This is a genomic window from Methylorubrum sp. POS3, from assembly GCF_043352485.1.
Taxonomy (GTDB): Bacteria; Pseudomonadota; Alphaproteobacteria; order Rhizobiales; family Beijerinckiaceae; genus Methylobacterium; species Methylobacterium suomiense.
The window spans coordinates 830,128-843,968 of record NZ_JAPRBT010000001.1 but is presented as its reverse complement, the minus strand read 5'-3'; the positions used below and the strand labels follow the sequence as shown (position 1 = coordinate 843,968).

Sequence of the window (13,841 nt, the reverse complement as noted above, 5' to 3'; positions counted from 1 at the left end):
CCAGCTCATGGTGGAGGTCATGGTTGAGGTTGCAACGCGATTTCGGTGCCAGCGCGGCTGTCACCGGATCTCCGCGTCTCGGTCAGTGCACCGCGATTCCTTCGGCGGCTCCCGCGCAGGTGGCGGGAGCCGAGCGTTGGATTCCCGATTCCTGCCGTCCTGGAGGGGCTACCGGCCGCAATCCGCCGTCTCTTGGGCCAGCCAGTCGATGACGCGGGAAAGCGCCTTGCGCTTGCCGGCGCCGGCATCGAGCGCCTTCTCATAGGCCGCGATCTGCCCGTCGGCGCTCGATCCGCAGCTGGCGATGGTGAGCGCGTGGGCGACCTGGGAGGCGCAGCCCAGGGCCGCCGCATCCTCCGCGGTGAGGTCGAGCAGCCGCTCGACGAGGCGGCGCACCGGGACGGTCTCTTCCGCCGCCTCGTCGACGAGATTGGCGTTCACGCCATCGCGCTCGGCCCGCCACAGATTCTCCATGACGATCCCGCGGCTGGCCCCGGTCAGGGGTGGGGCGAGGTCCGGCCGGCGCACAGAGAGTCGTACGAGGCAGCGATAGAGCGCGGCGATGGCGAGCGCGTCCTTGAGCCTAGTGCAGCTGTCGGCCACCCGAAGCTCCAAGGTCGGATAGCGAATGGAGGGACGGATGTGCCACCAGAAATACGTCGCGTCCTCGACGGCGCCGGCCCGGGTCATCACCCGGACGTAGCGGTCGAAATCGGCGGCGTCCGTGAAGAGTTCGGGAAGGCCGGTGCGGGGCAGCTCGGCATAGGCGCGCAGACGATATCCGGCGAGCCCGGTACGGTGCCGGTCGTAGAAGGGCGAGGAGGTCGAGAGCGCGAGCAGAACCGGCAGGTGGGGCATCAGGCGGTTGATGAGGGCGATGCGCTCGCCGGGCTCCGGAACCTCGACATGGACATGCAGACCGCAGACGACGGAGCGGCGCCCCACCATCTGAAGATTGTCGATCATCTTGCGGTAACGCAGCTTCGAGGTCTCGCGCTGCTCGGCCCAGATCGCGGTCGGATGCGTACCGGCGGCGAAGACCTTGAGGCCGTGCTCGCGCCCGATTCGGCACAAACCGGTGCGCAGGCTCGCCAGGGCATCCTCCGCCTCGGCGAAGCTCGCCGACGGCTTGGAGGAGATTTCGGCCTGGTTCTCGAGCAATTCGCGCTCGACCCCGTCGAGGCGGTGGCCGGCGGCCTTGTGGAAGGCTGCCACCGATTCCTGCGGCGCCGCCCGCGTGCGGGCATCCGCCAGGAACAATTCCTCCTCGATCCCGAACCGGTACTCGTGGGCCATCGCGCCGTCTGCCTCCCGCTCTCCGGACGGAATGCCGGGCACCACGCGCCGCAAGCAATCCGCTGTCCAGTTTCCCGAAGGCTCTAACGCACGATGCGGTCGAGTCGGTTGTTGACGAAGAAATACAGCTCCTTCGCCCCCGGCTCGGTGTAGAGCACCTGCACCTCGCGGCCGGAGCGGCCTTCGCCGATCAGGACATCGGTGGGTGGACGTCCCTTGAGCCGAACGAGATCGCACTCGCCGATGCCGGGCTCGATGGCGGCGGCCGTTTCCGGAGCGGACCCGGTGCAGGCGCCACTCCCGTCGAGGACGGGCCCGTACGACGGGGCGGGCGCCTTCGGCAGGACGGCACTGGGCGGCGGCGGCGCGGGAAACGGGGCCGCCCGCTCCGTGGCGGTGCAGGCGGACAGGGCCGCGAGCGCCGCGAGGAAGACCAACACCCTCACGGCGTCGGCCTCGGCCGGTCGGCCGCGCCCCCTCCCCCCGCGCTGCCATCGGAGCGGGCGCGCAGGGCACGGGCATAGAGATCGGCGGCGTCCGCGTGGAACGCCTTCCGCGAGTCGGGGCGCGTGTAGAACATGTGCCCGCCCGGATAGACCGACAGCTTCAGCCGGTCGGCCTCGCCGTAGACCGGTATCTGGTCGATCAGGAGCTTCGAGGTGAAGTAGGGGGTCACCAAGTCGGTGAAGCCGTGAACGACCAGAACGCGCAGGGTGCCGTCGAGCGCCAAGACGTCCTTGAGGGCTCCCATCGCCTCGGGCGCGGAACGGCCCGAGCCCCAACTCCAGCCGCGGTTGACCGCATTGTTCAGGAGTTCGTAGCGCATGTTCTCGACGCGCCAGCCGAGACGCTCGGTGTAGAGCCTGACCATCGCCCCCGAGAGCGGTGCCTGGAGTGCGGTCAGCACCGGATCCTCGAAGCCGGAATGGGCCGCGCCCGGATCCGGATCCCAGCCGGTCACACCGGTGTCGTAGGCCGACGCGACCCGCCCGACATCGCGGCCGATCTCCCGCTGATAGCTCGATGACGAGATGCGGCCCGCCTGCCGGCGTACGGTCTCGGGATCGAGGCCGGTCAAGGCCGACAACCTCTCCGTGAGCCGCGCCACCGCCTCGCGGTCGGACGGCCCCTTCAGGAGGTCGGCGAGATAGTCGCCCGCGGCGTAGGCCTCCGCCTCGCGCATCAGGGTGCGGTCGGGGGTCGTGCCGGCACGCTCTAAGGCAGCGGCGGCGAAGGAGGGCAGCCGCGTGACGTAGCCCCAGGGCGTGGTGCGCGGCGATTGCAGCCAGCCGAAATCGAGGACCGGCGAGAGCAGCACGAGACCGGACAATCCGATTCCGACATCGTCCTGAAGCTTCTGGGCGATGAGCGGTCCGCGGAAGCCGCCATAGCTCTCGCCGACGAAGAATTTCGGCGAGGCGAGCCGATCGTTCTGGCGCAGGTATCGCGCGATGGTCGCCGCCAGGACTGAGGCGTCGGACTCGACGCTCCAGTACTTCTTGCCGTCCCCGTCGGCGGCGCGGCTATAGCCCGTCCCGACGGGATCGAGGAACACCAGATCGGTGAAATCGAGCCAGGTCGAGGGGTTGGGTTGAAGGTCGAGCCGCTGCGACGGGCTGATGGTGCCGCCGTCGGTGGGCAGACGCCAGGGACCGATGGCGCCGATATTGAGATAGGCCGAGGCCGCACCCGGCCCGCCATTGACCGCGAAGGTGATCGGGCGCGCCGCACTCTCTTCCGCCGTGCCGGGCTTCAGATAGGCGATGAAGGCGATCTCGGCCTGGAGCTTGCCGTCCTCGTCCACGAGGCCAAGGCTTCCGGCGGTGGCCTTGAAGCCGAGCGTACGGCCCTCACCCAGATCGATCCGATGCTCGGTGGTGGCGTCCGGCGGCAGGCGCCGTCCCTCGCGTTCGGGTGCCTTGCGCGACTGTCCTTGCGCGGAAGCCGGCTGAGCCGGGGCGACCGCCGGCGCGAGGCCGAGGCAGACCGCGAGGAGGCCGGCGAGGCAGGCGCGAACCGCCCCGGCGGGAAGGCGCGTGGTCGGATGCATCATGCGCTCGTATCCGTCTCTACCATCGTTCACCGCTGCGGATCCGAGCACCGGCCGGAAGGGTGGTTGCCGGCCCTGGGATCAGAGCCGCGGAAAGCCTGAGATCGAGAGGCCCGTCCCCGCGACGAAGCCCGGAACGGGAGGTTCGACGCGGAGCCGGCGAAGGCCGCCTCACGCCTTCTTGGCCCAGCGTCCGGACTCGTCCTGCTGCCAGTAGGCGACCGTATGACCGGCCTCCTTGGCGCCGCGCCACTGCTCGCGAGCGCGCAGCAACGCGTCGGTGTCGGTGCCGTCGAACAGGATGCAGATGCGCTCGTAGCCACCCGCATCCTCAGGCAGATCCGCCCCCTCCACGAGAAAGCGGATCGAGGCGCCGTTGGGGTTCTCGGTGCGCAGGGTCAGCACCACCGGCTGGGTCGCGGCGTCGGTGTCCCGGTCCGTGCCGTGGGGGAGAAAACTTTCGTCCGTATAGGTCCACAGGCCGTCGTCGAGGGCCTGCAACCGCTCCTCACTCACCGCCTGGATGGCCGCCTGCCAGCCGCGCTCCAGCGACTTCTCGAGGAGGTTCGGCAGCACCTTTTCGAGGGGCTGACGCTGAAGGTGGTAGAACAGAATCTCGGTCACGGCCGTACTGATATAGGGCCGCAGCGTTCCGGCACAGCGCGGACCGAGCGTCGCGGGCCTACCGAGCGGCACGCCGCTGCCGAGGAGGAGAATGTTCTGAACATTGCCGATGGTCGCCGGTTTACCCTCGAGACAACCATCAGGGATGAAACGAACCATGCGGACCACCACGATCGCCCTCGCGGCCACCCTCGGCCTCGCCCTTTCGGGTGCGGCCTTCGCCCAGACAGCGGCCGGCGGCGGCAGTGCCGAGGGCAACATGAACAATCCCGGCAGCGTGAAGAGCAATTCCGAGAAGGGCATGGAGCGCTCGACCGGCTCCGCCACCGGTGCGACCACCGGATCGACCGGAACCGGCATGGCCCCCGGGGCCCCCGGTGCGGCGGGCGGAACCGCTGGCGGAAGCATGAGCACCGGAACGGGAGCTGGTGGCGCGGGTGCCGCGGGCGGAGCCGCGGGCCGCTAAGCCAACGCATTCAGGAAAGGGGGCCGGGTGATTCCGGCCCTTTTTTTATACGTGGTGTATCGGGTCCGATCCGCCCGTGAGGGCAACCCGATCAGATCGGGCACGAACCGGCCATCAATCCCCGTAAACGGTTCGTCGGCTTCCCGGCTGAACCGGACACCCGGAATGCCGCGGGCGATCCTGGCCTGAAAGCGCCAAAATCGATCTCGCTTCTGCCGTCACGGTGAATTCGGCCGAGACGGCAGCCTATCCCTCGGGCGCGATCGGAGGCCGCGGCGACCTAGACCAACCGGCTCTGCTCGACCGCGGCGGCGACGAACCCCTTGAACAGCGGGTGCGGTTCGAAGGGACGCGACTTCAGCTCCGGGTGGAACTGGACGCCGATGAACCAGGGATGCCCCTCGTGCTCGATCGTCTCGGGCAGAAGGCCGTCCGGCGAGGTTCCGGAGAAGCGCAGGCCTTTGGCCTCCAGGCACTCGCGATAGGCCATATTGACCTCGTAGCGATGGCGGTGGCGCTCCGAGATCTCGGTCTCCCCGTACATCTCCGCGATCTTGGTCCCGGCCTTCAGGGTCGCCCCGTAGGCGCCGAGCCGCATCGTGCCGCCGAGATTGCCCTCCGCCGCCCGCCGCTCCAGCTCGTTGCCGCGCATCCACTCGGTGAGCAGGCCCACCACCGGCTCGGAGGTCTCGCCGAACTCGGTCGAATTGGCGTTCTCGATGCCGGCGAGCGAGCGCGCCGCCTCGATCACGGCCATCTGCATGCCGAAGCAGATGCCGAAATACGGGATGCGCCGCTCGCGGGCATAGCGGGCCGCGCGGATCTTGCCCTCGGCGCCGCGCTGTCCGAAGCCGCCCGGCACGAGGATGCCGTGCAGCCCTTCCAGGAACGGCGCCGGATCCTCGCGCTCGAACACTTCCGCCTCGATCCATTCGAGGTTGACGCGCACGTTGTTGGCGATGCCGCCATGGGTGAGCGCCTCGGTCAGTGATTTGTAGGCGTCCTTGAGGCCCGTATATTTACCGACGATCGCGATGGTGACCTCGCCCTCCGGGTTGCGCACACGGTCGAGGATCTTCTTCCAGCGGTCGAGCTGCGGCTCCTGGGGCGGCTCCATGCCGAAATGGGCCAGGATCTCCCGGTCGAGGCCGGCTTCCCGGTAGGAGAGCGGCACGGCGTAGATCGTGTCCACGTCGCGCGCCTCGATGACCGCGCTCTCCCGCACATTGCAGAACAGGCCGAGCTTGCGCCGCTCGTCCTCGGGGATCGGGCGGTCGCAGCGGCAGAGCAGGATATCGGGCTGGATGCCGATGGAGCGCAGCTCCTTGACGGAGTGCTGGGTCGGCTTGGTCTTCAGCTCACCGGCCGACGGAATGTAGGGAAGCAGCGTCAGGTGCAGGTAGCAGACGCTGCCGCGCGGACGCTCCTGGCCGATCTGGCGGATCGCCTCGAAGAACGGCAACCCCTCGATATCGCCGACCGTGCCACCGATCTCGACGAGGACGAAATCGTACTCGTCGTTGCCGTCGAGGACGAAGGTCTTGATGGCGTTGGTGACGTGCGGGATCACCTGGATCGTGGCGCCGAGATAGTCGCCGCGCCGCTCCTTGGTGATGATGTCGAGGTAGATCCGACCCGTGGTGACGTTGTCCGCGCGCGAGGCCGGGAGCCCGGTGAAGCGCTCGTAATGGCCGAGATCGAGGTCGGTCTCGGCGCCGTCGTCGGTGACGAAGACCTCGCCGTGCTGGGTCGGGCTCATCGTCCCCGGATCGACGTTGAGGTAAGGATCGAGCTTGCGCAGACGGACGCGGTAGCCGCGTGCCTGGAGCAGGGCGGCAAGGGCTGCCGAGGCGAGACCCTTGCCCAGCGAGGAGACCACGCCGCCGGTGATGAAAACGTACCGCGTCATGGGCTTCGGTCCATAAAGGGGCTCGAGCGATTCGCCAAACCGCAACGGTCGCCGCATCCCGTCAGCCGAACGGGGCGCGGCGCAGGCCTAACAGCCTCGCGCCGGTGCGAGAGTTTTTTCGGTGAAGTCTTTTCCGTCGCCGATGGAGCACCGGCGACGTGGGGAGATCAGCGGGACTGCGGCGCCTCGGGGGTCAACGGCGTCGGGGCAGCGGGCGGCGCGCTCTCGACCGGGGCGGCCGGCGCGGTGGACGGCGGCGCTGCGGGCTGACCCACAGGCGCGTTCTGGCTGCCCTGGCGGAGCGTGTCGAGCAGGTTGTCGGCGTTCACCGGCTTGTTGGGCTGCTCGGCCTGACCCTGCGGCTGGCCGGTTCCGTCGAGGATCGAGCGCGGCGCCGCCGAGCGGTGGGCCATGATCGCCAGCGCCATGCTGGTGGTGAAGAACAGGGCCGCCAGAATCGCCGTGGCGCGGGTGAGCGCGTTCGCCTGTCCCCGGCCGGTCATGAAGCCCGACACGCCGCCGCTGCCGCCGCCGCCGAGTCCCAGGCCGCCTTCCGAGCGCTGCAGCAGCACCACGGCGATGAGCGCCAGTACGATGATGAGGTGGACGACGATCAGGAGGGTCTGCATGGTGTTTCCGGTGTCCGCCCGTCGACGGAGCCTCTCGGTGCCTGACCGCCGTTGATCGCGCGCAAGGGGCGCGCTCGCGGAGGCCGCTGCACGAAGTGGGGGCTCCTACACCGTTTGCCCAGCCGCGCCAACCGGCCTCGGCCGCATGAGGGTGGCCGGCGCACGCGTTTCTGCGCATCGCCACTCGCCAGGCGGATGACAGCATGCGAGGAGGACGCATGAGCGAATATGAGACCGACGCCGCGCGCCTGCGCAGCTTCATCGACCGCGCCGACCGCGACGAGCTCGCGGCGGTTCAGACCGATCTGCTGCGGATCGCCCTCGAGAAGCCCGATCCGGCCGGCCGTGCGGCGGCGATGGACGGGCTGCAGGCGGCGCTCGCGGACACGATCCGGCCAGACCAGATGAGCCCGCTGCATCAGGCCTTCTACGTGGCGGTGCTGTCGATGATCGAGCGCACGAAAGAGGCGGTGGCGAAGACGCCGGCCTGAAGTCGCGCGCCATCATTTCAAGGCGGCGTGCTCCCGGCGGTCCAACCCTTCCCCCGTCATCCTGAGGTGCGGAGCGAAGCGCAGCCTCGAAGGAGGACTCCAGGGATCGTGAGCCGGCTGCCCCCTCCCTCGAGGCCGCTTGCGCGGGCACCTCAGGATGAGGGGGTGGTTGAGGAGGGACCTACTTCTCGTAGGCCCGACAAATCCCCAGGAAATCCTCGGCCACGAGGCTCGCGCCGCCGACCAGGGCGCCGTCGACATTCTCGACCGACATCAGCTCACGGGCGTTCCCGGGCTTGACCGAGCCGCCGTAGAGGATGCGGATCTTGGCGCCCTCGTTGCCGGCCATCTTGTCGAGCATCTCCCGCAGGGAGGCGTGCACCTCGGCGATCTCCTTCGGGGTCGGGGTCCGGCCGGAGCCGATCGCCCAGACCGGCTCGTAGGCGATCACCGTATCCTCGGCGGTCGCGCCCTTCGGGATACCGATGGCGAGCTGCGCCCGCACGATGTCGAGGGCGCGGCCCTGCTGGCGCTCCTCCATGGTCTCGCCGACGCAGATGATGCCGCGAAGGCCCGCCCGGCGGGCGCCGAGCGCCTTGGCATGGACGCCGTCGTCGGTCTCGTAGTGATAGGCGCGGCGCTCGGAATGGCCGACAATGACGTAGGAGGCGCCGAGATCGGCGAACATCTCCGCCGAAATCGAGCCGGTGAAGGCTCCGTTCGGCCGGGCATGCAGGTTCTGGCCGCCGATGGCGATCGGCGAACCGCTCGTCGCCTCGACGCAGGCCGAGATCAGCGTCGCGGGCGGACAGATCAGCACGTCGATGTCTTGAAGAAGCTGTGGCGACAAACCGTCCCGGATCGCCTCGACGGTCGCGATCGAGGAGCGCAGGCCGTTCATCTTCCAGTTGCCGGCAACCAGTGGACGTCGTCCCTCGCTCGCCATGGCGTTTCGGCCCCCTCGCACCTGCAATCCGATGGGGGCGGACCTAGCAGAGCAAGCTTGGGCGCGCAAACCTTCCAGACCATCCGGGGGAAGCGATCGTGCCGCATGTCAGGGAGCGGAGAGCGGTTTGGCCAACGGCTTCGGCGCCGGAACCTCAACGACCGGACGCGACCATCGACGCTTGAGACAGCATCGCGACAAGGCGGAGGGTGCTCGCCGCACGCGATTGCCGTGAACCCGCCCTTTGCGGGAGACGCCCCGATCGTCTATCGCGAGCCTCGACAGATGCCCCACGCTGTGCGCTGGGGCGATCAGGGTTTGCAGGTCCGGACGTCCGATGCTCCAGTCCATACGCAGCGCCAGCCAGCACTGGCTCGGCAAGATCGTGCTGAGCGTGATCTTCACGCTCCTCATCGCGGGCGTGGCGATCTTCGGCGTGGAGGAATTCTTCCGCGGCGGCTCCAGCACCACGGTGGCCACCGTCGGCAAGACGCCGATCTCGGCCGAGGAGGTGCGCACCGCCTATCAGAACCAGCTCCAGCGCTATCAGCAGCAGCTCAAGCGCACCCTGACGCCGGATCAGGCCCGCGCCCTGGGCCTCGAGCGGCAGGTTCTGTCGCAGCTCATCACCGAGGCCGCCCTCGATCAGAAGACCGCCGATCTCGGCCTCGCCGTCTCCGACGCCGCGGTGCTCAGGGCGATCCAGGACGAACCGAGCTTCAAGGGTGCCAATGGCAGCTTCGACCGCACCCTGTTCTACCAGACGCTCCAGCGCGCGGGCCTGAACGAGGCCCTGTTCGTGCGCGAGCAGCGCTCAGTCATCGCCCGGCTCCAGCTGGCCGACGCGACCGTCGCCGACCTCCCGGTGCCGCAGGTGATGCGCGAGGCGGTGCATCGCTACTCGACCGAGCGCCGCTCGGCCGCCGTGCTGACGCTGGCGCCCTCGGCCGTCGGCGAGATCCCGGCGCCGACCGACGACGAGCTGAAGACCTATTACGAGGCGAACAAGGGCAGCTTCCGTGCCCCCGAATACCGCAACCTGAATCTGCTGGTGCTGGAGCCCGAGACGCTCGCCAAGCCCGATTCCGTGAGCGAAGCCGATGCTCGCACCGCCTACGACGCCAACAAGGGTCGGTTCGGCAAGCCGGAGCGCCGGACGATCCAGCAGATCACCTTCCCCGACGAGGCCGCCGCCCAGGACGCGCGGGCCAAGATCGAGAGCGGCGAACAGCCGTTCGAGGCGATCGCCGCCGCCCGCGGCCTCGATCCGAAGCAGCTCGACCTCGGCACGTTGTCGAAGTCGGAGCTGTTCGATCCGGCGGTGGCGGACACCGCCTTCGGTTTGGAGCAGGGCAAGGTCAGCCAGCCGGTCAAGGGCCGGTTCGGCACCGTGCTTCTGCGCGTCACCGGCATCGAACCCGGCGACGTCAAACCGTTCGAGGCGGTGGCCGACGAGGTTCGCAAGGAAGTCGCCCTGCGGCGCGCCCGAGAGACGGGCCTTCAGCAAGCGCAGGACGCCATCGAGGATGCCCGCGCCGCCGCCAAGCCGCTCGCCGAGATCGCGGGCGAACAGGGCCTGACCATGCTCTCGATCCCGGCGGTCGATGCAAGCGGGCTGGATCCGGCCGGGAATCCGGTGGCCGGCATTCCGGATAAGGACACCACGCTGGCCGCCGCCTTCCGGGCCGATGTCGGCAACGACACCGAGGCGTTGCGCACCAAGGACGGCGGCTCGATCTGGTACGATGTGGTCAAGGTCACGCCCTCGCGGGAAAAATCCCTCGACGAGGTGCGCGACGAGGCGGTGAAGGGCTGGACCAAGGCCGAGACCGACAAAAGGCTCGTCGCCAAGTCCAAGGAGCTGACCGAGCGGCTGGAGAAGGGCGACGCGATCGAGACCGTGGCCCAGGAGGCCGGACTCACCGTCAAGGAGGTGACCGATCTCGGCCGCAACCAGTCCAAGGACGACCTCTCGAACGAGACCGTCGAGCGCATCTTCGTGACCCCGGTCGGCAAGGCCGCCTCGGCCCCCTCGGGCGAGGGTCGCGCGGTGTTCAAGGTGACGGCCGCGACGATGCCGGCCTTCGTGCCGGGCACGCCGACCGACACGCAGCTCGTGAACTCGCTGCGGACGGCGCTCGCCGACGACGTGCTCGGCGAGTTCCTGACCGAAGTGCAGAAGAGCGCGGGCGTGAGTGTCAACCAGGCCGCGTTCCGACGCGCCCTCGGCGGCGAGTATTGAGGCCAGGATGACCGATCCCGCTCATGTCTCGGTCGTGCGCGCCTACGAGGCGGGCCGTCCGAGCCTGCTCGGCCTCACCCTGGTCGCCGATCTGGAGACGCCCGTCGCCGCGTTCCTGAAGCTCAAGGAAGGGCATGCCGGCCCCGGTTTCCTGCTGGAATCGGTCGAGGGCGGCGCCGTGCGCGGGCGCTACTCGATGATCGGGCTCGATCCCGACCTGATCTGGCGGTGCCGCGACGGCCGTGCCGAGATCGCACGGGACGCGACCCTGTCGACCTTCGTCCCCGACGACCGCCCGCCCCTGGAATCGCTGCGTGCTCTGATCGCGGAGAGTGCCATCGGCGACGAGCCCGGCAGTGCGACGCTGCCGCCGATGGCGGCGGGCCTGTTCGGCTATCTCGGCTACGACATGGTCCGCGACATGGAGAGGTTGCCGGAGCCCAACCCCGACCCGCTCGGCGTGCCGGACGCCATTCTCGTGCGCCCGCGGACCATGGTGGTGTTCGACGCGGTGGCCGACGCCCTCACGGTCGTGACCCCCGTGCGCCCGGTCGAGGGCGTGAGCGCGGGCATCGCCCTGGAGGCCGCCCAGGACCGGTTGGATCGGGTGGCGGCGGCCCTGGAGGGACCGCTGCCGATCGAGACCCGAGCGGATGCGGGCAGCCTCGCCCTGCCCTCTCCGGTCTCGAACACGCCACCGGACGCGTTCCTGGAAATGGTCGCCAAGGCCAAGGAGTACATCGTCGCGGGCGACATCTTCCAGGTAGTCCTGTCCCAGCGCTTCGAGGCGCCGTTCACCCTTCCGGCCTTCGCGCTCTACCGCTCCCTGCGCCGCACCAACCCGGCCCCGTTCCTGTGCTACCTCGATTTCGAGGATTTCCAGGTCGTCTGCTCCAGCCCCGAGATCCTCGTGCGGGTCCGCGAGGGAACGGTGACGATCCGCCCCATCGCCGGCACGCGCCGCCGCGGCGCAACGCCCGCCGAGGACAAGGCGCTCTCGGAAGAATTGCTCGCCGACCCGAAGGAGCGCTCCGAGCACCTGATGCTGCTCGATCTCGGCCGCAACGACGTGGGCCGGGTGTCGAAGATCGGCAGTGTTCGGGTGACCGGATCGTTCTTCCTCGAATATTACAGCCAAGTCATGCACATCGTCTCGAATGTCGAGGGCGATCTCGATCCCGCGCACGACACGCTGTCGGCCCTGGCGGCGGGCTTTCCCGCCGGCACGGTCTCGGGCGCCCCGAAGGTGCGGGCGATGGAGATTATCGACGAGCTGGAACGCGAGAAGCGCGGCCCCTATGGCGGCTGTATCGGCTATTTCGGCGCCCGCGGCGAGATGGACACCTGCATCGTGCTCCGCACCGCTATCGTGAAGGACGGGCGCATGCACGTGCAGGCGGGGGCGGGCATCGTCTACGATTCCGATCCGCATTCCGAACAGCAGGAATGCGTCAACAAGGCGAAGGCCCTGTTCCGGGCTGCGGAGGACGCGGTGTCGTTCGCGAGCCGGGCGCGGCGGGGACAGTAGCCGATCAGGGGCCGACCCGACGACGGCTTCGAACCCAGGCACCGAGCCCCTGTCCAATCAAAATCATGCCGAAGCTGCCTGTCATGGGAATCAGAACAAAGAAATTTATCAAGCCACCCCAGAAGGCCAAGTCGCTCTGCCAGCCGAACGATCGTTTGCCGCCTGGCAAGGCGAACGACAGGTGTGCTGTCATTCCGAGAAATTCCGGCACGTCACGAAGGATTGTCGCACTGAGATGATAGTGGCCTGCCTGGACGTAAATTGACGGCACGACGGTGCGCCAAAACTCATCCGATGCATGACCCGTCATGCCATGTGTTTCACCCTCGCCTGCGACGACGACCTTCCCGAATTGGTCCGTAAGGATCCATCGAAGAGGAACAGATGCGTCGCAGTCTGTTTTTAAAGTCTTTTCTCGGCAGTCCCACCGACTACCGACGAGCCGCATCGCTTCCTCGCGCGAACGCGTTCCTTTGGAAAAGCGGATCGTCAGCTCGTGGGTAGTATCAACTCGAACGCGAAAATCATCTTCGAACTTTCCCGCTGTCGATAACGAGATTGGCTGATCAAGGGGGACCGTGAACGTTTCCCTCCTCCAGAACTCAAAGCCTGATAGCCAGAATAATAAGATAGCAAATATGATATGCAGCCATCGCTGTCTAACAATAAAGATGCCCACAGCCACGTCCATTAGTTGATTTATCAATAAACGCAGCATTCCCATTCGAACAGTTTCGTGAATGCGCGTTGCCGCACATTTCGGCCACCCCGTGTTCCTTTTTCCGAGAAGCGGCGGGCTTGACTTGGCCCAAGTGGGTCGCCACGCCGTCAGCACGGTCCATCCCATCCACCCCCTCATCCTGAGGTGCCGGCGCGCAGCGGCGGCCTCGAAGGAGGGCTCCAGAAGTCACGAGCGCGCTGGAGCCCTCTTCGAGACCGCACCGCGGCACCTCAGATGAGGATTTGGGTCGGAGTCAGGTCCGCCGATTTCGCCGCAAGGCCTTGCCCGATGTCCAACGTTCTCGTCATCGACAACTACGATTCCTTCACGTGGAATCTCGTCCACCTCATCGGCCCGCTCTGCGGCCGGATCGACGTGGTGCGCAACGATCAGATCGACGTCGCCGGGATCCGTGAGCGGGCGCCGGACGCCCTGGTGCTGTCGCCGGGGCCCTGCACGCCGAACGAGGCCGGGGTGTGCCTCGACGTGGTGCGGGAACTCGGCGCGGAGGTGCCGATCTTCGGCGTGTGCCTCGGGCTCCAGACCATCGGACAGGCCTATGGCGGCGACGTGGTGCGCGCGCCTGCCCCCATGCACGGCAAGGTTTCCACCATTCGCCACGAGGCCAAGGGCGTGTTCCGCGGCATCAACGAGGGGTTCGACGCCACCCGCTATCATTCCCTGGTGGTCGACCGCGCGAGCTGCCCGGACGATCTCGCGGTCACGGCGGAGGCGGACGGCCTCATCATGGGATTGCAGCACCGGACATTGCCGGTGCACGGCGTGCAGTTTCACCCCGAGAGCATCCTCTCGAACCACGGCACGCAAATCCTGAGGAATTTCCTCGACATCGCCGCCGCGTGGCGGGCGGAGTCCGGCGCCCGCGGGTGACAAGGACGGGTTCGCCGTGCATTGACGGCGCTGGCTTTTCTCCCGCCC

At 68.0% G+C, this 13,841-nt stretch carries 13 protein-coding genes; 5 read left to right on the top strand and 8 right to left on the bottom strand.

Annotated elements, in window-relative coordinates:
* Positions 1-168: 168 nt before the first annotated feature.
* From OWC43_RS04065 to OWC43_RS04050, 4 genes are all read right to left on the bottom strand, one after another.
* A complete protein-coding gene (locus OWC43_RS04065; RefSeq protein ID WP_393955794.1) occupies positions 169-1,296 on the bottom strand; it encodes a carboxylate-amine ligase in 1,128 nt (375 codons plus the stop codon).
* Between the two features lie 83 nt (positions 1,297-1,379).
* Entirely contained in the window at positions 1,380-1,742 is a 363-nt protein-coding gene (locus OWC43_RS04060) for a hypothetical protein (protein WP_393955793.1), read from the bottom strand.
* Positions 1,739-3,349, bottom strand: coding sequence for a S10 family peptidase (locus OWC43_RS04055; protein ID WP_393955792.1), 1,611 nt, complete (start codon positions 3,347-3,349; stop codon positions 1,739-1,741). Before OWC43_RS04055 ends, OWC43_RS04060 begins: the two co-directional genes overlap by 4 nt.
* A 168-nt stretch (positions 3,350-3,517) precedes the next feature.
* On the bottom strand, positions 3,518-3,970 hold the full coding sequence (locus tag OWC43_RS04050; RefSeq protein ID WP_137828502.1) for a DNA polymerase III subunit chi: 453 nt from the start codon (positions 3,968-3,970) through the stop codon (positions 3,518-3,520).
* Positions 3,971-4,127: 157 nt separating this feature from the next.
* Here OWC43_RS04050 and OWC43_RS04045 point away from each other — a divergent pair, with 157 nt between their 5' ends.
* Entirely contained in the window at positions 4,128-4,436 is a 309-nt protein-coding gene (locus tag OWC43_RS04045; RefSeq protein ID WP_137828472.1) for a hypothetical protein, read from the top strand.
* A gap of 280 nt (positions 4,437-4,716) precedes the next feature.
* Here OWC43_RS04045 and OWC43_RS04040 read toward each other — a convergent pair whose 3' ends face one another.
* A complete protein-coding gene (locus OWC43_RS04040) occupies positions 4,717-6,345 on the bottom strand; it encodes a CTP synthase (protein WP_137828471.1) in 1,629 nt (542 codons plus the stop codon).
* Positions 6,346-6,512: 167 nt separating this feature from the next.
* A complete protein-coding gene (gene secG, locus OWC43_RS04035; protein ID WP_393955791.1) occupies positions 6,513-6,974 on the bottom strand; it encodes a preprotein translocase subunit SecG in 462 nt (153 codons plus the stop codon).
* 218 nt (positions 6,975-7,192) lie between these two features.
* Here secG and OWC43_RS04030 point away from each other — a divergent pair, with 218 nt between their 5' ends.
* On the top strand, positions 7,193-7,465 hold the full coding sequence (locus OWC43_RS04030; protein WP_137828469.1) for a hypothetical protein: 273 nt from the start codon (positions 7,193-7,195) through the stop codon (positions 7,463-7,465).
* Between the two features lie 181 nt (positions 7,466-7,646).
* Here the strand turns inward: OWC43_RS04030 and tpiA are convergent, their stop codons facing one another.
* Positions 7,647-8,411, bottom strand: coding sequence for a triose-phosphate isomerase (tpiA, locus tag OWC43_RS04025; protein ID WP_137828468.1), 765 nt, complete (start codon positions 8,409-8,411; stop codon positions 7,647-7,649).
* A gap of 337 nt (positions 8,412-8,748) precedes the next feature.
* Between tpiA and OWC43_RS04020 the strand changes: the two genes are divergently transcribed.
* The gene (locus OWC43_RS04020; RefSeq protein ID WP_393955790.1) at positions 8,749-10,653 is read left to right on the top strand and encodes a SurA N-terminal domain-containing protein; all 1,905 of its coding nucleotides are present in this window, start codon (positions 8,749-8,751) and stop codon (positions 10,651-10,653) included.
* A gap of 7 nt (positions 10,654-10,660) precedes the next feature.
* Positions 10,661-12,181 (top strand): anthranilate synthase component I, encoded by a 1,521-nt coding sequence (gene trpE, locus OWC43_RS04015; RefSeq protein WP_393955789.1) that lies wholly within the window; start codon positions 10,661-10,663, stop codon positions 12,179-12,181.
* A gap of 4 nt (positions 12,182-12,185) precedes the next feature.
* Here the strand turns inward: trpE and OWC43_RS04010 are convergent, their stop codons facing one another.
* The gene (locus tag OWC43_RS04010) at positions 12,186-12,905 is read right to left on the bottom strand and encodes a DUF5625 family protein (RefSeq protein WP_393955788.1); all 720 of its coding nucleotides are present in this window, start codon (positions 12,903-12,905) and stop codon (positions 12,186-12,188) included.
* 285 nt (positions 12,906-13,190) lie between these two features.
* Between OWC43_RS04010 and OWC43_RS04005 the strand changes: the two genes are divergently transcribed.
* Entirely contained in the window at positions 13,191-13,793 is a 603-nt protein-coding gene (locus tag OWC43_RS04005) for an aminodeoxychorismate/anthranilate synthase component II (RefSeq protein WP_137828464.1), read from the top strand.
* Positions 13,794-13,841: the final 48 nt, after the last annotated feature.